The sequence below is a fragment of the Lentilactobacillus fungorum genome, assembly GCF_016860605.1.
Lineage (GTDB): Bacteria > Bacillota > Bacilli > Lactobacillales > Lactobacillaceae > Lentilactobacillus > Lentilactobacillus fungorum.
In genome coordinates this window covers 39,871-59,392 of sequence record NZ_BNJR01000011.1, presented here as the reverse complement: position 1 = coordinate 59,392, position 19,522 = coordinate 39,871, and the positions used below count along the sequence as shown (strand labels likewise).

Genomic DNA, 19,522 nt, shown 5'->3' with positions numbered 1-19,522 from the left:
CGTCTTTTTAAATTAATCAATTAAAATTTTAATTCCCAAGTACAGGTTGTAGATAAACATAGCAACATCGATGATGCCGACAAGGGTGACAACGATGGCGAATAAAATAGCGACACCATTACTGCCACTAGAAGAAATGACAGTGATTGTAAATAACAGAATTGTCAGTGCAGATAGCACAAGCGGAATCAAGTGAAGCATAAAGGCCCGTTTAGCCGTTTCGTGCATATCTGGATAGTCCTTACTTACTAACCAAACAATAAACGGGAAGATAAAGGGTGCAAAGACGATTGATAAATAAGAAAGCGCGTTAACAATTTTATTTGGTGACATTCGAGGCCTCCTAAAAAAAGTGAGCGGAGCAAAACAGTTAGAAGCTGGAGCCTAAGTCTACCCGGCCGGAAATCCCGGGCTTGGATTTTTGGTCGGGTAGACTTAGGTGCAAGCTTCTGTTTTGCGTAGCTGTCCTAAAAAAGTGAGCGAAGCAAAGCGCTTAGAAACTGGAGCATAAGGCATCTTGGCCGGAAATCCCGGGCTTGGATTTTTGGCCAAGATGTTTTATGCGGAAGTTTCTGCTTTGTGCAGCTGTCCTAAAAAAGTGAGCGGAGCAAAGCGCTTAGAAATCGCAAATAGGCTAGGCGTTTCACGGCCGTCGGAGGGTAAGGCTCCTTGGCGGGAAATTCCCGGGCTTGGAATTTTTCGCCAAGGTGCTTACACGGAGCTTTCTGCTTTGCACAGCTGTCCTAAAAACGAGTAAACCAAGTCAACTCATACAGAAGTTGCCGCTTAGTAAAGCTGTCCTAAATTAGTTTGAATATGACTTGTAAACGGGAGCCCGAAAAAGATCAACGTATGATCCCATTGACGAGTAGTCTCGCAAAACAGTAATTCTTTGTCCATTGATCGTCCGGTGGGCGACTCCCCATCCCCGATCACTTTGATAACCGTGTTGCGCGTATGCATTAAATGTATAACGATTGCTGCCTTTAATTTTAGCAACAGCTAACTTTTTATAACCGTGCCAACTGCTTTTAAAAAGGGTATGTTTTTTACCCTTGTATGATTGCGTAACGGAATATTGATTGATATGGGTAATACACATCCGGCCATTAACGTAAGAATACCAATTTCCCTGCCACTTTTTTGGGGTTTGATGATGAATTTTGCCGACTTGATAATATGTGTCGGCATGAGCTGGGACGGATGCTATCTGATTACCGGTAATACCTAATAAAAGACCAGCCAAAATAGTTGTCGCTAACTTGACGATTTTTTTCATGGTGGATGCTCCTAGTAGAATAAAGTTGAAGGGTTACAAGGATTAGTTTGCCATTAAACTAGTAAATTAATGACAGATTATATTAAGAAACTATAACGTTAATTGGGTTAAATTGTCAAATGAAGATGAGCAAAGGGAACTTTTTAGTAAAAAGTGTTCAGTCAAAAAACGATTGACAGCCACTACAATTTAGGTGTTTAATGACAGTGTTCAAAATAATTTAATCTGTGGTCTGGGGTGCCGGTTAAATCCAGCTGAGAAATACCCATGGAACCTGAATCAGTTAGTACTGACGTAGGAAGACCACTTAGTCATTTCGTAATGAGTTTTTGCCTGGCTAAGGACCACTCTTTTTGTAGAGGAGGTCCTTTTTTATTGGAAAAATTAAACTGATGTAAACCAGCTATCTAAAAAAGCGACCAACTGGTGGGAGTCAGGATTTCTAGTGGTAAAAGTGATTTTAATCGATTGGTCGTTTGTTGAACAAGTTGTTTTCATGATGAATTGAGGTGAATATAATGGACATTCGATCACCACATTGGGATGTTAGGCAGATTATTACAGTAACTTTAATCGGGATTGTTTGTGGGGCCATCTATTTTTATGGGGTTGACACGTTGTATAACGTTACCAAAATTGCCCTAACGCCAACGGGTTTAAGCCCGTTTGTCGATGGCTTGTATTCAGGCCTGTGGTATATTTCAGCTCCTTTATGTTTATATTTTGTGCCAACGGTTGGTGCCGGAATTATTGGCGAAACATTAGCCGCAATTGTTGAAATGTTTTTCGGTGCCCAGTGGGGGATTATGACCGTAATTGTAGGCTTCTTGCAAGGAGTTGGTAACGAATTTGGCTTTTTCCCACATGGCTATCAGAAGTTTTCTTGGACAAGTTGTTTATTAGGCGCTTTTGGTGCGAACTTATTGGGGTTTGGATACACATTTATTACGTCCGGATACAGTCATTATGGGGTTGGCATGATTATCGCTTTGTTTGCCATCTCAACTATCTCAAGCTTAGTATTTGACGGTGTTTTGGTTAAGCTAATCACCCTTAATTTTGATCGGGCGTTTGCCAAGTTACAAGTGAATCATGTTAGTAAATCAAGTAAATAGTAAATAGTGGAGGAAAATGATGAAATTTACAACTCAGTTACGACAAGCCAATGATTCTGTTTGGCAACAGATTTTTAACTGTCCCTTTATAACGGGTTTGACGGACGGGACTTTGGCGCCAGAAGCATTTCGGTATTATTTTATCCAGGACAATAAATATTGTGTCGCCTTCTACGATCTTCATCAAAAGATTGCCGCCAAAATGACTAATAAAGATCAGGCTTACTTACTAACTCATTTGGTGGATCTTTGTAATGAAATTAGCGAACGCAGCCCAATTTATGACGAATTAAAGCTGACGCAAGCAGAAATTGATTCTGTACCGGTTGCCCCAACCGCCTATGCTTACATTACAAACATGTATTATCAATTTGAACAACAGGGGATCGAGGCAGGGGTAGCCAGTTTGGTTCCTTGTTATTGGACCTATACTGAAATGTTTCGGGAAATTGCCAAACGAGGATTTCAAACTAAACCAGCGTATAAAGACTTTATTGACTTCTGTGCTTCGGAGGAGTTTGGATCACTCAATCAAAAGATGCTAGATTTAACAGACGAGCTGGCGGCAGGCACGACTGATAACGGCCGCAACAAAATGCGGTTGGCATTCCAATATAGTAGTGAATATGAACTGCACTATTGGGATATGTGCGTCAAACACGAACAGTGGCAATTGGATCAAGAAAAAGTAAATGCATTAACTCGTTAAACGCTTTTGGCTTTTACAGCCTATTAAGTTAAAAAACGGCCTCATTCCTTCACAAATCATGGGAATGAGACCGTTTTTTAAATTCAATATAAGGGTAGTTTAAGTGAGTCGATGAGTAGGTTAAACGTAAAAAGCTAATTACTTGGTATGATTGTCAACCCTTGTATCCGGTTGTTGGGTCCGTCGATTTTGGGCACTATCTTTATTCGCTAACGACTTTTTATACATCTTATCGTTGACATAAGGGTAAGTCCACTTGACCATGGCACTCATGATGATTGGTAATGTAATAACCAAAATGATTAAACCGACAATGACGGTGATGGCCACTTGAATTAAGGTTAAGACGTTGGATGGAATGAGGGCGGCAAAGGTACCACCTAAAATGATTGCCGCGGAAATAACCACGGTTCCAATGATGGTAGCGGAGTTAAGTATCCGCATTCTGACATCAGTGATTGTGCTGGCGTCATCTCGATAGCGCATCATCAAGAAAATACTATAATCAACCCCCAAAGCAACCAGCATAATGAAACTGAAGAATGGGGTATTCCAAGTTAACATGTTTTGGAATAACAGATATTCTGATAACCATTTGGTAATTTGTAAAGCACCGAAGTAGGTGACAATTAACGTACCGATAATGGTTAACGCTTGAACCAATGACCGGGTAACAAACATGAGGGCAATCCCAATACCAACTAACATAATTGCCACGGTTCTCAAGAAGTCACTGTTAGCCGTTTTTTGTAAGTCAGCAGTTTGCGAACTTTGACCACCAATGGCAACTTTGGCCTTTTTTAGCGAAGAGTCCTTGAGTTTAGCATTAACATCCCTGGTAATGGTTCGGATACGATCAGCAGACTTAGTGGTACTTGGGTCGCTGTTTAAGATGAAGGTTACTTTGGTAATTTTGCGATTTTTAGACATAAACGCATCTAAGGAAGTCGTAAAAGTTGGGCTCTTAACACTTGCTTTTGGCATATAGAATGTATCACCCAAATAAGATTTTTGCATTTCTTTTAAGTAATCATTCACGGTATTGGTACCTGCGTTGACTTTTGAAAGACCGGCGTTAGCAGAAGTTAAACCTGATTGAAGCTGTTGCATTTGAGATTGTAATGCTTTCATCTTCGAACTCAGTGTTTGGACGCCATTATTGACCTCGGTACTGCCACTGGCAACGCTTTGGGCGCCAGAGACAAGCGAAGCACTATTTTGCTGGAGTTGGCTGGCACCACTATTCAATTGATTAAGGCCACTTGAAAATGGGGTAGTCTGGGAACGAAGACGACCCAATCCAGAAGAAAGACGACTTGATCCAGTTGCCAAACGGCTTACCCGACTACGAAGTGCCCGCAAGCGAGCCGTCCGGGAACGTAATTGTTGAATGCCAGAATTTAATGTTTGGCTGCTGGTAGATAATTGACCGACGCCGGATGAAAGAGAAGAAGCGCCTTGGCTAAGTTGCTGGGAGCCGCTGGCTAAGCTGTTAACGCCAGCCGTGTAAGTTGAAAGGCTGTTACTCAATTGTTGAGCCCCTGATTGGAGCCGACTGGCACCATCCGCTAATTGTTGAACCTGAGCAAGGCTCTCTGAAGTATTGGAACTGGCAAGTTTTTTATTAGCACTTGCTAATCCTTTTTGGACTTTCTTGATGCCATAATTGGCCTGATCCAAACCATCCGTGAGGGTCTTTAACTGGCTCTTAAGATACAGTTGTTCGATTTTGGTTCCCCCTGGCCGGGTAACTGAGGCTACGGATTTGACGCCTGGCTCCGCCTTTAAATAACCCGTTATCTGATCAATTTCAGCTAAATATTGTTGGGTATTAAGGGGCTTCTTATTTTCAATATAAAGAGTTGAAGGGCCGGATGTTCCAGCCGGATAATGTTCTTTGATAAGATTGTAGCCGGCCTTTGATTGAACACTGTTGGGAAGTTCGTCGGCATTATTAAAGTTGAGCTTTTGCGAACCAACAAATAGTAGCGGAACAGAAGCAATTACGAGAATGCCAACCATCACAAATGTGTGCGATAAAGTAAACTTTGATAAGAAGTGCCAGACAACACTTTTATCATGGGCAGCCAGGTTCTTACTTGGCCAAAAGAGTTTTTCACCCAATGTTGCCATAAAGAACATATTAAGCGTCAGCAATACTAACAGTAAGACCGCCACGCCGACGGCCACACCTACTCCTGAACGATAAAATGAAAATTTAGCAAGTGCCAAAGCAGTAAACCCAATCAAAACAGATGAACCGCTGTAAAGAATGGTTCGGCCAGCATGCCGCCGTGCGGTACGAGCTGCCGCAACGGCTGTTTGGCCTTTTTTGATTTGTTCTTTAAAGCGATCGTATAGCAGAATATTATAATCAGTCCCAATTCCAAAGAGGACCACCACTAAGAAGACCTGGGTAAAGTTAGAAATTGGAAAACCGTACCGCTGGGCCAAGTTCATGACGATATTAAGTGAAATTAAATAAGAGATCCCAACCGTTAGAAGCGAAATAACTGGAATTAAGAAGGATCTAAAGACAATAATTAAGACCAGGAAAATAAAGATCGCGGCAATAATTTCGGTCTTTTGAAGGCCTTTTTCGGTGGTTGCCGAAAAGTCTTCGTTTAAAACATCCGCGCCAGTGACGTAAGTTCGCAGGCCTGGCGTTTTAATTTTGTTGAGGACGGCTTTGGTTTGCCCCTTAACTTTGTATTTGCTTGGAACAGTGATCATGGCCATTTCAGTGGTGCCGTCATTTGAAACTAATTGCTTTTTAGCCGCGGCATTATCGCCGGCACTGGTAACACTGACAATATGTAAATCCGGATCGCTACGAATTTGACTAACGGCCGTTCCTATTTGAAGTGACTGTTCATCAGTTAGTTTGCCGTGTTTGTTGTTAAAAACGGCAATGAGTGTTCGGACGTTTTTGCCCCCCGCAGATTTCTTTTGGATTTTTTGGGCAACCTCGCTTTGAACAGTTGCGGGTAAGCGGACACTTCCCTTATCGCGGACTAGTTGGGAGATGTTAGGCAACGTGAACGCCGCGATCAATACCAAGCCAATCCAGATAATAAGCGGTAAGATGTGTTTTTCTCTGAAATTGTGCATCAATTCTCTTCCTTTCCCTAGATCAAAATTATTGTGTGGTTCATTAAATTGAGCACTCATAAAAACCACCGCAAAGACTAAAGGGTCATCGAGAATCAACGTTGCGATGGCTGATTTAAATTCGAATGAAATTAAAAGTGCAAAATAGTTGTGAACTTACATTGAAGTTCAACAGATACATCATACATTTTAACATGAATTGAGCCATTCGAAACCCGTTAAGTGAACGCGGTTAAAATAATCTTTTGATTTAATTGAAAACCCATAAAAAATTATTAAAGGTTTTGGGAGCTAGAGAAGAAAACGTTTTTTGACGTACTAACTTAATGACAAAAATGTAAAGCGTGACTGGCTGCGGTCAGTGTTCCTCAACTAAATAATGACCCCGTGATTGAAAGCGACCATTAGCAGGGTTAATTTCACGGCTCACCACTAAAAACGAAATGACATCTTAGTAACCGACTGGAGGTAGCGTTGACGTCGTTTGAGGCTTGAATTCGTAATACCGCCAAAGTTAAGCCATTTGCCGCTATGAACGCCGAGTTGCTTCAAGGTCTTGTGAATAAAAATTTTCTGAATGGCATTGCCACAAAATAGCCGCAAATAAAAGGTTGGCGATGTCGAGGTAGTTAAAACGTAAGCGCGTTTGAGATTGGTTAATTCGCCCTTAATGCCAGTTTTGCTGACAGTGTGAGACAGGCCTTCGCCTTCCTTCATGACTTTATCAATAAAGCCTTTTAGCATACCTGGAAGGCTGTTCCACCAAATTGGTGTAATAAAAATAACGCCAGCTGCATCTTTGAGCGCTTGTAAATACTCAGTTACCAGCGGATCGTGAGTTTGGCCAGTATGAAATAGCCGTAGTTCTTCTAAATCGTAAACGGGATCAAACTGCTCAGCATACAGGTCCAGAACTTTGGGATTTAGACTTTGAGCAATTAAACTTTGGAGCACTTTTTCTAAAACAGCGTGATTAAAGCTTTTCTTATATGGGTGGCAGTAAATAACAACGATCGTTTTCATTATTTTTCAACTCCAATCAATTCTTTAGCAGCGGATTTTAATAAGGCGTCGTCATAAACAATGGCATGATTGCGAACGAGGATGCCATAGCCTTGGATAAACGACCAAACTTTGATAAAGAGGGTGTCACTGGATTCACTTAAGCCAAACTGGGACACAATTTCTTCAATCAGCTGGCGGGTATAGTCTAAGAGAATAAAATGATGACCAGTTTCAACTGCCTGATACAGATTAATTGCAGTAGGGTTAAAGAATAAAAAATCCATCAAGTAGGGTTGAGTAGCAAATTGGTTCACCAAAAATGCGCCAAGAGAAACGAGTGAATCAAATGGGGTTAAATGGAGCTTGGCAATCTGCTGTTGGGCCTGCCTGCCTAAGGTTGTTGAAATGACCTCGGTAACGGTTTTGAAAAGATCATCCTTATTTTTAAAATGCTTGTAAAACGATCCGGTCGTGAGGTGTAAATCGCCTAATAATCGCCGAAGTGAAATTTGCTGATAGCCATGTTGACTAATTAAGCGAATGGTCAGGGTAACAATATCATCTTTGGTGTGGTTAGTTTTTCCTGCCAATTGAGAAGGGCTCCTTTGAATTGGAATAGTCTAAAGATAACACTGTTATCCTATAGTTGTAAAGATTCATGCACAATTAATGCCGTTCAAAAAAACGGTCTCAGCAATTGACTATTTCCAAAAATCGATTGTTGAGACCGTCGCGAGACTATTTAATTAGCAAACTAGTTGACTTTGGTTGAAGTTTTAGATTGGAGTTTGTTGGCAATAAACATGAGGCTGGTAGCATTGCCCTTTTTATTGGTTACGTAGAGGACATCAGTCGCCATTGAGCGGCCGGAGCCGGTTTTTGATTCGGAAACGGGAAATCCCAAGCGATTCATAACCTGCTGATAGGAAGTTCCTGGCTTAATGGCGTTAAGTGTGCTGGCAGCGGTTAATTTGCGTTGATTATTGGCTAGCAGATAGCTTTTGCTAACGGCATGTTTTGAAAGAAATTCAACGGTAAGCGAAGTGGCTTTGAAACTTTTGGCTAAATGATGCCAAGTATATTGGACGGCATGCTTCTTGGATTGGCCAGTAATTGAAATGGTTTTTGTGGCACTGGGTTTGCCGAATCGGCGGATAATTGCGCTTTGTGAAGTACCGCCTTTATTAGGAGTTGTGATATTTGCCAATTTGATGTGATTATAATCGGCTCGAGTAATCGGTGCCACCTGGTTTGCTTTTGAATGAGCGTGGTTTTGCGAAGCATGATTGCTACAAGCACTTAAAAAAATTCCAAGAAACACGATTGTGATGATTTGCCATCTTTTTTTCATTTTTTGACCTTCTAATGAGTTTAATTCATTATATTAAAGATACCAGAGTTCGATAGCGGTGGATAAAGTCATTGAAAATCTTAAGATAATTATTGAAAACATGGCTAGTGTTATATTTAATGACATTAAATCGTTCGGAATCCTTAGATAAATCAAATTGGTAAATAACTACCACGCCAATGTTACTAATTGGTATATATTAATTTAACTGATTTTAAAAGATAACTATTGACATTTAACGAAATTGGCATATATTATAGTCTGTGAATAAATGTTAATAAATATGACATGAGAGGAAGATTTGAAATGAGACTTGATCAGGATTGTTTAGGAGAATTATTTGTTCCAGATGATGCATTATACGGGATTCATACATTACGAGCGGTCCACAATTTCCCAATTACCAGTGAAAAAGTTAATCCAGTAATTATTGAGAGCTATTTGCAAATTAAAAAAGCAGCGGCACTAGCTAACCAGCAAGCGAACAACTTGAGTGCTCAAAAAGCGACTCTAATTGTCTCGGCTTGTAATCAGTTGTTGTTTTCCAGTAACAATGATGACTTCCTGGTACCAGCAATTCAGGGCGGTGCTGGCACGTCAACTAATATGAATGTGAACGAAGTTGTTGCGCAACTAGCAATGCGGTTGAGTGCAAAGGACGGACACACACCGGTTAAGATTCACCCGAATGATGATGTTAATCGTTCCCAGTCGACAAATGATACTTACCCAACCGCTGGAAAAATGGCAATGATAAAAAAGCTGACACCGCTCAAGGATGCGCTGGCTAAACTGACGAGTACATTGGATGATAAGGCCAAAACCTACGCCCAGGCAATCAAAGTTGGGCGGACTCAGTTACAGGATGCCGTGCCAACAACGTTTGGCCGCAGTTTTGCCGCGTACGCCGCCATGTTTCGCCGTGATGCTCAACGCTTAAAAGCGACCTTACCGGCACTTGAGACGGTCAATTTGGGTGGGACCGCCATTGGAACCGGGATCAACGCACCGGCTGGTTATCAGCAGCGAGTGGTCCCACTGCTAAACCAAGTGGCCCATTTATCATTGACACAAGCAGATGACTTGGTTGATAGCACCCAGAACAGTGATGCCTTTACAACCATTTCGGCCGCACTTAAGACTTTGGCAGTGGACTTGACTAAGTTTTGTAATGATTTACGCTTACTTTCAAGCGGCCCTCAGGCTGGGTTTAACGAATTATCATTGCCAAAGCGGGCGGCAGGTTCTTCAATTATGCCGGCAAAGATTAATCCAATCATCCCAGAAGTGGTTAATCAAGTCGCCTTTGAAGTTATTGGCAACGATGTCACGACGACTTTAGCGGCAGAAAACGGTCAGCTTGAATTAAATGCTTTTGAGCCGATCATGTTTCGGGCCATTTTAATGAGCGAAACGCACTTGGCAAATGCCATTGAAACGCTTGTGACCAATTGCGTTGCTGGGATTCAAGTTAATGAAAAGCACTGTCAACAAGAAGTGGCCCATTCATCAATTACGGCAACAATCCTCTCGCCAATTCTGGGATATGAAAAGACAACCGAATTAATTAAGACAGCGATCGCCGAGAAAAAGTCGGTTAAAGAACTTGTTAAACAGCAGCATTTGTTAGCTGAGCCATTAATTGATGACTTGTTTTCACCAGCAACGCTTACCAATTCTAAACCAGCGACCGCGGCTACAGCCAAGACGGCGTCGGCTAATCATTAGCCAATTGGTTGAAAAATTTATTGTTAGAGATGATTCCCTCATCGCCGATAAAGAATATAATGATGGTGTCTACACAGATATCTAGTCATAGAACTTCAAGGGTGATGAGGGAAATGAAGCACGTTGAATCGACAAAAATAGACGAAACCGCCAAAGTAACCGTTGAGGAACTGATTGAACGATTTCATACTCAGAAGAGCGGTTTGACACAGCATGAAGCTGACGAACGCTTAAAGAATTATGGGCCAAACACAATCCGCCAAGGAAAGCGCCAATCAGAGATTTTGATTTTCTTAGAAAATTTTACGTCATTGATGGCAATCTTACTATGGGTTTCTGGGATAATTGCGCTGTTTGCTGGCATGATGGAACTTGGAATTGCAATTTGGGCAGTTAACGTGATTAATGGCTGCTTTTCATATTGGCAGCAGCACGCGGCTCAAAAAGCCACGGATTCGTTGAAGAAGATGCTGCCAGCATATGTTAAAGTCATTCGCGATGGTCAGGCCAAGCAAATTCGAGTTGAGCAGTTAGTCATTGGGGATTTGTTTCAAATTCAAGCAGGTGATTCGGTGCCAGCCGATGCCCGCATCTTTAATAGTTCGAATTTAGCAGTAGATGAATCGTCTTTAACCGGTGAATCGGTACCAGTTGAAAAGGCTGACGGCTATCGGCATGGTGATGGGGAATTTGCCCAACAAAATATCGTTTTTGCCGGCACAATTGTCACCAAGGGAACGGCTCACGCAATCGCTGTGGCTACTGGCATGCAGACTGAATTTGGCCGGATTGCTCAATTGACGGAAACCCAAAAGAAAGTGATTTACCCCCTGCAGCGGGAATTAAATCATTTAACGCGCCAGCTAACGGTGATCGCCATTATGCTGGGGGTTGCGTTTTTCCTGCTGGCCGTTTTCTTCGTGCATTATCCGATTGCACAGTCATTTATTTTTGCGTTAGGGATGATTGTGGCCTTTATTCCTGAAGGATTATTACCGACCGTCACGCTTTCTTTAGCCCAAGGGACGCAACGAATGGCTAAAAAACATGCGTTGTTAAAAAATTTAAATAGCGTCGAAACCTTGGGGGAAACAACCGTCATTTGCTCTGATAAAACCGGTACCCTAACGCAAAATCAGATGACGATTAATCACATTTGGTTAGCTGACGGCGACTATGAAGTGACGGGAACCGGCTATGTTAATAACGGCCAGATTCAATCAAATGGTGCCGCGGTTGATTTAACCCGGAACCGAGATCTCAACCGCTTATTGACGATTGCGGCTTTGAACAATGATACTGAAGTTAACGAAGATCCAACTGGTGGTCAGGCTAAAATCCTCGGAACGCCAACGGAAGCCGCTTTGGTAATTTTGACCAGAAAGGCGGGGATTGATGCTAAAATGCTGCAACAGCAGTTTAGCCGCCTAAAGGAATTACCGTTTGATTCCGGGCGAAAGCTGATGACGATCATTACTAAAGATTCTAAGGGCACGCCCTTAATTGAAACAAAGGGCGCGTTAAGTAGTGAATTGGCTATTTGTGATCAAATCTTAGTTAACGGGACACCGCGGCCCTTAACTGCAGGAGACCGCCGGCAAATTGAACAAGTTAACGCCCAATATGCTAAACAAGGATTGCGGACGTTAGCATTTTCTTATCGAGAAGTAGGGGCTAGTGACCCATTAAATCAAACGGCAATTGATGCCTATACGATTGAGACTGCTGAAAAGCACATGGTCTTTGTAGGCCTCGTGATGATGGCTGATCCGCCGCGACCGGAGATCTTTGCCGCCGTCAAAAATTGTCAACGCGCTAAGATTCGCATTATTATGGTCACTGGTGACAGTCCAATCACCGCCAAAAGCATTGCTGTCCGGATTGGGATCACGTCAGATAAAGCCAGAGTAATTTCCGGTGATGAGCTCGATCAAATGAGTGATGCTGACCTGAGGCGCGCAGTTTCCGGGGAGGTCATCTTTGCCCGGGTAGCCCCCGAACATAAATTCCGAATTGTTTCAATGTGTCAGGCAAACGGTGAGATTGTCGCTTCGACAGGGGATGGTGTCAATGACGCGCCGGCCTTAAAACGCGCTGACATTGGAATTGCGATGGGCTTAACCGGAACTGACGTTGCCAAAGACGCAGCGGATATGATTTTAACCGATGATAATTTTGCCTCAATCGTGAGCGCAATTGAAGAAGGCCGCACGGTTTATAGTAACTTGCAGAAGTTCTTACTGTATATTTTGAATAGTAACGTTCCCGAAGCCGCGCCTTCCGTGATCTTTTTGGTGACTCGCGGATTAGTACCGTTGCCGTTAACGGTTATGCAAATTTTGACAGTTGACTTGGGGACGGACTTATTACCAGCCCTTGGACTGGGCATCGAAAAAGCGGAGCCGGGGATTATGGATCAGCCACCACGGCCGCAAAATAGTCATTTGCTAAGTCACGCAATTATTTGGAAGGCATTTGGCTTATACGGGTTAACGGCTTCCATTATCTCAACGGGGGCATACTTCTTTATGAACTATTTAAATGGCTGGCCAAAAATCCCGTTGGCATCTTCTGGGGTGGCTTATGCCGAAGCGACAACGATTGCGCTTGGAGCAATTGTTTTTTGCCAGATTGCGGCTGCCATGAACTGTCGGACGCAAACATCATCCGTCTTTTCAATCGGTTTATTCAGTAACCACCGGATCTGGTTGGGAATTGGCGTCGAAATCGGCTTGATTGCTTGTCTGATGTATCAGCCGTTTCTTCAAGAAATTTTTAATACGGGTCCGTTAAATGTGGTTGCTTGGGGATTTCTGTTTTGCATTCCATTACCGCTCTTCCTTTTTGAAGAGGGGCGTAAATGGTTAGTTAGAAGAATCAAACATGTGCGTTAACGACCCCGGGGGAACAAGAAATAGTTTCTAAACTATTTAGTGATGACGATTAAAAATATGGGAAGGCAGTTGAATTGATTTATATCAAGCTGCTGTTCCCATATTTTTTATGGGCTGGGCACACCTTACTTCGCAACTAATCATCATTGACGACCGGTAATAGAACTACCAAGTGCAAACGCTTCCAAATTATCTGCAGCGGGTTATACTTTGGTTACAAATTGTAAGCATGAATTCTTATTTTTGGTATAGTAGCGTCGGGTGAAAGCAGCGTAGAGGCCGCTTAGGCAAAACTTTAAATTCGATCATTTCTGTCTCTGGAGGCTTGGATGATCGATTTTAAGGCCCGACGCCGCTCACTTTATTTTGGGAGGCAAAACAAATGGCACAATTAGATGGAAAAGTTGCGATTATCTCTGGTGGCGCTGCTGGTATTGGGTTAGAAACAACGCGATTGTTCTTAGACCAAGGAGCAAAAGTGGTTTTCACGGATATCAATGCTGAAGCTGGGAAAAAGGTTGAAGCTGAATTAAACAACCAAAACGCTTTATTTATTCAGCAAGACGTTGGCAATGAAGCTGATTGGGAGCGGGTCGTTAATACGACGATTGAAAAATTCGGTACAATTGATATCTTATTCAATAATGCAGGAATTTATATTATTGGCAAAATCCCAGAACTTACGGTTGAAACTTGGAATAAGCTCATGAGAATCAACGTATTAGGCGTATTTCTAGGGCTAAAGCACGTATTGCCGATAATGGCAGCTCATCACCACGGCTCAGTCATTAATGCATCTTCGATCGCTGGGATTGGCGGTTCTGCCGGCCATATTTTATATGGTGCTAGTAAAGGGGCAGTCAGAACAATGACTAAGGATGCTGCCGTCGAATATGCTAAAGAAAATATTCGAGTCAATTCGATTCATCCGGGCTATATTAAAACAGGGATGGCGGATTATGCATCCGTTTCGTTAGGGGTTGCCGAAAATGACCTTGGCAAGCTGTTTCCACTTGGGCGACTAGGTGAAAGAAGCGAAGTTGCAAAAGCGGTGTTGTTTTTAGCATCCGATGCCTCGTCGTTTATTACCGGGGTTGAATTACCAATTGACGGTGGCTTCTTAGCCCAGTAGCTAATAATTAAATCAGAAGTAAAAAATGGGGTTCGAATAGAATGAACTTGGTGCGTCATTCAAATCTATTCAGCCCCATTTTTTTATTTGGCCGTGAAAAGATAGCTGGCTGGTTGTTCTGCTCATGCTCAAGATTATTTTTAAAAGGATGATTTGATATATTTATTGCATTTGCAACAAAATTCGTTTATGATAATCCTATTAAATTGATCATGATGGGAGTGAGAATCATCGCGGAAATTTTGCGGCCAATCGGTGATATTGCTCGGGCGCTGGATTCAATTGCCAATATTGAGTTTAAAGAATTAACCTTAGCAAAAGGTCAATATTTATACTTAGTGAGAATTTGCGAGCACCCGGGCATTATTCAAGAACGACTGGCGGAGATGATTAAGGTTGATCGCACAACGGCTTCTCGCGCCATTCGAAAATTAGCGGCTAACGGGTTAATTGAACGGCGAGCCGATGAGGTCAATAAGAAAATTAAGCGGCTCTTTCCAACTGAGGAAGGCAAGCAGCGCTATCCGTTGATTCAGCGGGAAAATCGCTATTCGAATCAAATTGCGTTAACCGGCTTGACAACGGCGGAAGCTGACACATTGGCGGCACTTTTGCTGAAAGTTAGAAATAACGTTGCTGGTGATTGGGAATACGTTAAAAAGGGAAATCGGCGGCATTATTAGAGCAGCGATAGCAGACGAAAGCCAGCCATTGAGTTTCTAAGCAACCGTAAAAGCTTTTGTTTGGAGATATGCAAGACTGTGAAAGCTTTGGCCGGTTTAATGGTTTTAAACTACCGAATTTAACCAACTTGGAGAGGAAGTTTTTTGTGACAATCTTAATTAAGAAATGTACACTTGCAGATCTATCCGCATTACAGCAAATTAGCCGGGTGACATTCGCAGATACGTTTGGCGCATATAATACGAAAACAGATTTAGCCCAGTATTTGGATCGTTCATATAGTGAAGCCCAACTCAAACAAGAGTTAACGAACCCGAATTCCGCTTTTTATTTTATTTTAGTGGCTGGCGTCCCTGCCGGCTATTTAAAAATCAATGTTTCATCAGCCCAGACAGAACAAATGGGTGATGAAGCTTTGGAAGTCCAGCGAATTTATATCTTACCGGAATTTAAACGACAAGGACTTGGACAAAAATTAATTGCTCAAGCGATAACCGTAGCTAAAAAATTATCCAAGCAAGCCATTTGGTTGGGCGTTTGGGAAAACAATCCTGACGCGCTGGCATTTTATGACCGGATGGGTTTTAAACAAATCGGCGACCACGTCTTTAACTTAGGGGATAGTCCCCAGCGTGATTTAATCTTAAAAAAAGAATTAGATAAAGCCGATGTCAGCCAATAAATGAAGAAAATGATTTTGGACCAAGCCGTTGTTGATTTGTTTCCTGAGATCCAAATTGAGGTGATGACACTTCAAGGAATTGATAATCACATTCAAACTGCTTTTAGTTATTGAATCAATTAATCAAGAACAAGCTGTCCGTTCAACAGAAGCAATGGCAGCATTACAGCAATTGTGTGAGGCCTTTTTCCAAGTGAAGGGAAAGGTTCAGCGGCTGACGGCGGCAACGATGGCAGCCAAAATTGCTTAAATAAAAGTGGCTGGGATGATTAAGATGCGCATGCGCCTTAATCGCCCCAGCCACTTTATTTAGTTTTCTTGATGTTTTAAGATGCCGGTACCAACTAGTAATAATTCCATGGTGGTTGGCCCCACAAAGGTAAAACCGCGCTTTTTCATATCCTTGGCAACTTTGGCGCCTAGGCCGTGGGCGTCATGACCCAAGGGGCCTTCGACGATGGCGTTAGTTGGTTTAAATGACCATAAATAATCAGCTAAGTCTTTAAACTCGGGCGATAAATTAACCGTGGCCCGCGCGTTTTGGACGACGGCTTTAATTTTGCGGGGATTGCGAATCATTTCTGGATTTTCTTCGAGGGCTTCGAGATCCATTTCGGTAAAGTTAGCGATTAGGTGAACGTCAAAATGCTTGAAAACTTTATCAAAAACGGGGATTTTACTAGCCGCCACCCGCCAGTTAAGGCCAGGTTGAAAGACGTTGACCGTCAACATTTCAAACATAATTCGCGGATCGTGAACCTCCGTGCCAAATAATTCGTGATAAATTTGAACGCCACTTTTAGTGTCTGCCATTTGAACCACCTTGTTGACTTTTTTAACTATAGTGATGATGGTTTGAGCATAGCACGGATTTGAAGCAAGCGGGGCTATTTAGTTCGACTGTCGTTATGATTCAGCTTACTTTGCATATTTATCGCCGACGTTATACGTTACCTTTCCTAAATTAACTTTCAGTAATGTTTGTTTGGGACCGCCCTTAACTTTCTTGGTTTTAACCTTCATATCAGAATATTTCTTGTTAGCGTAAACGCCATTGAAGGCCCGAGAACGGTTTTTTAGTTTTTTAACTAAGACATTCCATTTGGCTGGCTTGCCATTTTTTAGGTCTCTAATGGCTTGGTTGTTCTTAGCGATCTTAATCGTAATCCCTTTATTTTTGTCAACTTTAATACTGGGATCTTTACCATAGACCGTTTTCTTCTGAGCGTTAAACAAATACTGATTCAACTCCCGTTCAACCTTTGTGTGGCTAGGGCCATCTTGAAGACTGCAGGAGCTGCCGACGGCTAGGATGACTAAAAAAACGACAACTAAGCTGATTAACTTTCCAAGCGGCTTTTCATACCACTTTAAAATTTTTTCGACACGCGTATCACTTACTTCATCTTCTTCAAGCCAAGGTTGTTTAGCACCGCAATAGGGGCAAAAATTTGCGTATGCCGGGATTGTTTTGCCACACATAACACACGACTTGGTCTTTTCGTCAGACATGTTCGTTCCTCCAATATGAACTGTTCGTTAGTATACCAACCAATTATAGCAAAAATTGACGGTCTTAAATAGAATTCTCCCGATAAAATGAAATTTGAAAGCACGTCCGCAAAAAAGTCGTATTAACGAAGATTGTTAAATTCAACCGCCGGCAGCCAAGACAACGTGTTAGCAAAATTTTATGATATTGCACAGCAGGCTTATCAGAACATGTTTCTCTTGGCGGTCGTCATTTCGGGATTGATCTTTGTGGGTGGCTGGTTAGTTAGGCGGCTGCTTAATCAAAATTGACATGAGATTGGTTAAAGTTTACAAATTCTCACAACAACAAAACAGGCGCTGCATTGAAACTGATGATTTCAACACAACGCCTATTTGCTATTTAGTTGGTAAATGCTTATCGATAAATTCGTTAACTGGTAGTCTAAAGTCTAAGTAATATTTCTCCAAATCTTCTCTTGACCAATCCCACCAAGCAATTTTTTGTAAGTCAGCCTTGACTTCATCGGCGAAGCGGTCCTTAATTGGTTTGGCAGGGACACCCCCGACGATGGTATACGGAGCAACGTCTTTCGTGACAACTGCACCAGAACCGATTACCGCGCCATTGCCAACAGTCACGCCGGCTTGGATAATCACGCCGTGGCCAATCCAAACATCATTGCCAATTGTGGTCCGAATCGTTTTTCGATGTTCCAAGAATTCGGTGTCAGGATGGCCAAACCCGTAGGCGCCGCCATTGTAAAAGGAAATGTGTTGGGCGGCTCGGTCGTAAGGATGGTTGGTTGGGCCAATTCGAATCATTGCGGCCATACTAATGAATTTTTTTAAATCGCTGTTTTGAATGAAACAGTATTGGCCGGTGTACGTGTAATCACCAATGGTGCTGTTATCGATTAAATTACTACTGCCAATTTCTACCCATTCACCAAACGTTGTGTTCTTAGTTTGTGTCCCTTTGCCAATGGTTGGCTTGTCTTTTGATAATTTAACGAAATCAATATGCATATTATCATGCCTCTTTCTCCGAGATCTTTTTCTATTTGTCCATTATAATATGTTTAGTAAAGATATAGTTAAAAGGAGCTCAAAAAATGTTTGAAGTAAAAACGATTGATCGGTTTGACCTCACCGACTTTGCTGGCGATGTTTTCAAAGAATCCAATACGGATACGCCCGATGCGATTTTGGTGAGAAGTTCTCATGTTGATAGTCACTTAATTTCAGACCGCCTCTTAGTCATTGCCCGGGCGGGAACCGGCGTGAATACGATTAACTTGGAAGCCTGTACTCAAAATGGCACAGCTGTTTTTAATACGCCAGGTGTTAACGCCAATGCGGTTAAGGAGTTAATCGTTCAAGCGCTGTTTCGTTGCGTTCGTCCGTTAAATGCAGCCATTGAGATGACGGAAAATTTAACCGCTTCTGATGGTCAAAGCCTCCAAGAAGCTGCTGAAGCCAAGCGTGGCGATTTTATCGGCGAGGAACTTTATGGCCGAACAATTGGCATATTGGGGTTAGGAACCATTGGCCAGCGACTAGCAGATGCCTGTTATCACATGGGCATGCAGGTGATTGGCTATAACCGCAGCCGCAAGAACTTACGCCATGTCCAGCAATTTGAAGATCTGAATGAAGTTTTGGAGGTCGCCGATTTTGTGGTGGTATTGCTGCCGCTGACAAACGAAACCAAAGGGATGTTATCCACGGCTAGTTTTGAAAAAATGCGGGACACTGCTTATTTACTCAACTTTGGTCGGGGAGATATCGTGGATAACCAGGCATTGCTTACTGCGTTGGATCATAACGAGATTGCCGGCTACATTAGCGATTTCCCAACTGCCGAGCTGCAGAATCATCCAAATATTACGCTGTTACCGCATCTTGGCGGCAATACCATTGAAGCTTTAACTCATTCGGCCAACACAATTCTGCAAAACTTACTTGATTTTTTGGAATATGGAACGGTTCGGCGGTCGGTTAATTTTCCGCAAGTGGACTTGCCGTTTACAAGTCCGCAGCGGCTGACCTTCTTTTCGTACGCCCGGGAGAGTTTATGGGCTGATGTAAACGATATTGTGAACCATTATGGTGTTCCAGTCAAAGAGATGATGGGCAATACCCGGGCGGGATATGCCTATACAATTGTCAATACGGACCTAACTGCCATTTCCCAACAAACTGCCGATCAAATGCTGGCGGAATTAAATGGGATTGATGAAATGTTGCGAGTTCGCTTATTAACCAATCCAACTTGGGAGAACTGGCATTAAATTGTGCTGATTCTTCACAAGTTAAAAGCTAAACGCAGTTAAAATAA

18 protein-coding genes and 1 riboswitch are annotated in these 19,522 nt (G+C 42.4%); of the genes, 9 read left to right on the top strand and 9 right to left on the bottom strand.

Going from position 1 to position 19,522, the window contains the following annotated elements; genetic code table 11:
* Positions 1 to 12 precede the first annotated feature (12 nt).
* Both YK48G_RS05635 and YK48G_RS05630 read right to left on the bottom strand, forming a co-directional pair.
* Positions 13 to 333, bottom strand: a complete 321-nt coding sequence (locus tag YK48G_RS05635) for a magnetosome magnetite crystal formation protein family (protein WP_203629754.1) — start codon at positions 331 to 333, stop codon at positions 13 to 15.
* A gap of 472 nt (positions 334 to 805) precedes the next feature.
* Positions 806 to 1,279, bottom strand: coding sequence for a hypothetical protein (locus YK48G_RS05630; protein WP_203629753.1), 474 nt, complete (start codon positions 1,277 to 1,279; stop codon positions 806 to 808).
* Between the two features lie 223 nt (positions 1,280 to 1,502).
* Positions 1,503 to 1,597, top strand: a riboswitch (TPP riboswitch).
* Between the two features lie 200 nt (positions 1,598 to 1,797).
* On the opposite strand from YK48G_RS05630, the gene YK48G_RS05625 reads away from it, so the two are divergent.
* Together YK48G_RS05625 and YK48G_RS05620 are read left to right on the top strand one after the other, a co-directional pair.
* Positions 1,798 to 2,394, top strand: a complete 597-nt coding sequence (locus YK48G_RS05625; protein ID WP_203629752.1) for an ECF transporter S component — start codon at positions 1,798 to 1,800, stop codon at positions 2,392 to 2,394.
* 19 nt (positions 2,395 to 2,413) lie between these two features.
* Entirely contained in the window at positions 2,414 to 3,103 is a 690-nt protein-coding gene (locus tag YK48G_RS05620; protein ID WP_203629751.1) for a TenA family protein, read from the top strand.
* Between the two features lie 138 nt (positions 3,104 to 3,241).
* Here YK48G_RS05620 and YK48G_RS05615 read toward each other — a convergent pair whose 3' ends face one another.
* From YK48G_RS05615 to YK48G_RS05600, 4 genes are all read right to left on the bottom strand, one after another.
* The gene (locus tag YK48G_RS05615; RefSeq protein ID WP_203629750.1) at positions 3,242 to 6,214 is read right to left on the bottom strand and encodes an MMPL family transporter; all 2,973 of its coding nucleotides are present in this window, start codon (positions 6,212 to 6,214) and stop codon (positions 3,242 to 3,244) included.
* Between the two features lie 432 nt (positions 6,215 to 6,646).
* A complete protein-coding gene (locus YK48G_RS05610; RefSeq protein WP_203629749.1) occupies positions 6,647 to 7,237 on the bottom strand; it encodes an NAD(P)H-dependent oxidoreductase in 591 nt (196 codons plus the stop codon).
* Complete coding sequence (locus YK48G_RS05605; protein ID WP_203629748.1) at positions 7,237 to 7,809, bottom strand: TetR/AcrR family transcriptional regulator; 573 nt, start codon at positions 7,807 to 7,809, stop codon at positions 7,237 to 7,239. The genes YK48G_RS05610 and YK48G_RS05605 overlap by 1 nt, the downstream gene beginning before the upstream one ends.
* Before the next feature lie 164 nt (positions 7,810 to 7,973).
* Positions 7,974 to 8,570: a DUF3862 domain-containing protein gene (locus YK48G_RS05600; protein WP_203629747.1), complete on the bottom strand. Its 597-nt coding sequence runs from the start codon at positions 8,568 to 8,570 to the stop codon at positions 7,974 to 7,976.
* Positions 8,571 to 8,876: 306 nt separating this feature from the next.
* Between YK48G_RS05600 and YK48G_RS05595 the strand changes: the two genes are divergently transcribed.
* From YK48G_RS05595 to YK48G_RS05575, 5 genes are all read left to right on the top strand, one after another.
* A complete protein-coding gene (locus YK48G_RS05595; protein WP_203629746.1) occupies positions 8,877 to 10,298 on the top strand; it encodes an aspartate ammonia-lyase in 1,422 nt (473 codons plus the stop codon).
* Between the two features lie 113 nt (positions 10,299 to 10,411).
* The gene (locus YK48G_RS05590; protein WP_203629745.1) at positions 10,412 to 13,192 is read left to right on the top strand and encodes a cation-translocating P-type ATPase; all 2,781 of its coding nucleotides are present in this window, start codon (positions 10,412 to 10,414) and stop codon (positions 13,190 to 13,192) included.
* A 382-nt stretch (positions 13,193 to 13,574) separates the two neighbouring features.
* On the top strand, positions 13,575 to 14,324 hold the full coding sequence (locus tag YK48G_RS05585) for an SDR family NAD(P)-dependent oxidoreductase (RefSeq protein ID WP_203629744.1): 750 nt from the start codon (positions 13,575 to 13,577) through the stop codon (positions 14,322 to 14,324).
* Positions 14,325 to 14,554: 230 nt separating this feature from the next.
* Positions 14,555 to 15,007 carry a MarR family winged helix-turn-helix transcriptional regulator gene (locus YK48G_RS05580; protein WP_203629775.1) on the top strand — a complete coding sequence of 151 codons (453 nt, stop codon included), beginning with the start codon at positions 14,555 to 14,557 and terminating at the stop codon, positions 15,005 to 15,007.
* A 146-nt stretch (positions 15,008 to 15,153) separates the two neighbouring features.
* Entirely contained in the window at positions 15,154 to 15,690 is a 537-nt protein-coding gene (locus tag YK48G_RS05575; RefSeq protein WP_232365292.1) for a GNAT family N-acetyltransferase, read from the top strand.
* 309 nt (positions 15,691 to 15,999) lie between these two features.
* On the opposite strand, the gene YK48G_RS05570 is transcribed toward YK48G_RS05575, so the two are convergent.
* Positions 16,000 to 16,503, bottom strand: a complete 504-nt coding sequence (locus tag YK48G_RS05570) for a DNA-3-methyladenine glycosylase I (protein WP_203629742.1) — start codon at positions 16,501 to 16,503, stop codon at positions 16,000 to 16,002.
* 105 nt (positions 16,504 to 16,608) lie between these two features.
* On the bottom strand, positions 16,609 to 17,202 hold the full coding sequence (locus YK48G_RS05565; RefSeq protein WP_203629741.1) for a zinc ribbon domain-containing protein: 594 nt from the start codon (positions 17,200 to 17,202) through the stop codon (positions 16,609 to 16,611).
* A 132-nt stretch (positions 17,203 to 17,334) separates the two neighbouring features.
* Between YK48G_RS05565 and YK48G_RS05560 the strand changes: the two genes are divergently transcribed.
* Positions 17,335 to 17,493, top strand: coding sequence for a hypothetical protein (locus tag YK48G_RS05560; RefSeq protein WP_203629740.1), 159 nt, complete (start codon positions 17,335 to 17,337; stop codon positions 17,491 to 17,493).
* 87 nt (positions 17,494 to 17,580) lie between these two features.
* Here YK48G_RS05560 and YK48G_RS05555 read toward each other — a convergent pair whose 3' ends face one another.
* A complete protein-coding gene (locus YK48G_RS05555) occupies positions 17,581 to 18,210 on the bottom strand; it encodes an LbetaH domain-containing protein (protein WP_203629739.1) in 630 nt (209 codons plus the stop codon).
* Between the two features lie 86 nt (positions 18,211 to 18,296).
* Here YK48G_RS05555 and YK48G_RS05550 point away from each other — a divergent pair, with 86 nt between their 5' ends.
* Positions 18,297 to 19,475, top strand: a complete 1,179-nt coding sequence (locus tag YK48G_RS05550) for an NAD(P)-dependent oxidoreductase (RefSeq protein WP_203629738.1) — start codon at positions 18,297 to 18,299, stop codon at positions 19,473 to 19,475.
* The last annotated feature ends 47 nt before the right edge of the window (positions 19,476 to 19,522 follow it).

Coding starts and splice junctions, on each gene's coding strand:
- YK48G_RS05635 (WP_203629754.1), bottom strand. CDS start 333: ATGTCACCAAATAAAATTGTTAACGCGCTTTCTTATTTATCAATCGTC.
- YK48G_RS05630 (WP_203629753.1), bottom strand. CDS start 1,279: ATGAAAAAAATCGTCAAGTTAGCGACAACTATTTTGGCTGGTCTTTTA.
- YK48G_RS05625 (WP_203629752.1), top strand. CDS start 1,798: ATGGACATTCGATCACCACATTGGGATGTTAGGCAGATTATTACAGTA.
- YK48G_RS05620 (WP_203629751.1), top strand. CDS start 2,414: ATGAAATTTACAACTCAGTTACGACAAGCCAATGATTCTGTTTGGCAA.
- YK48G_RS05615 (WP_203629750.1), bottom strand. CDS start 6,214: ATGCACAATTTCAGAGAAAAACACATCTTACCGCTTATTATCTGGATT.
- YK48G_RS05610 (WP_203629749.1), bottom strand. CDS start 7,237: ATGAAAACGATCGTTGTTATTTACTGCCACCCATATAAGAAAAGCTTT.
- YK48G_RS05600 (WP_203629747.1), bottom strand. CDS start 8,570: ATGAAAAAAAGATGGCAAATCATCACAATCGTGTTTCTTGGAATTTTT.
- YK48G_RS05595 (WP_203629746.1), top strand. CDS start 8,877: ATGAGACTTGATCAGGATTGTTTAGGAGAATTATTTGTTCCAGATGAT.
- YK48G_RS05590 (WP_203629745.1), top strand. CDS start 10,412: ATGAAGCACGTTGAATCGACAAAAATAGACGAAACCGCCAAAGTAACC.
- YK48G_RS05585 (WP_203629744.1), top strand. CDS start 13,575: ATGGCACAATTAGATGGAAAAGTTGCGATTATCTCTGGTGGCGCTGCT.
- YK48G_RS05570 (WP_203629742.1), bottom strand. CDS start 16,503: ATGGCAGACACTAAAAGTGGCGTTCAAATTTATCACGAATTATTTGGC.
- YK48G_RS05565 (WP_203629741.1), bottom strand. CDS start 17,202: ATGTCTGACGAAAAGACCAAGTCGTGTGTTATGTGTGGCAAAACAATC.
- YK48G_RS05555 (WP_203629739.1), bottom strand. CDS start 18,210: ATGCATATTGATTTCGTTAAATTATCAAAAGACAAGCCAACCATTGGC.
- YK48G_RS05550 (WP_203629738.1), top strand. CDS start 18,297: ATGTTTGAAGTAAAAACGATTGATCGGTTTGACCTCACCGACTTTGCT.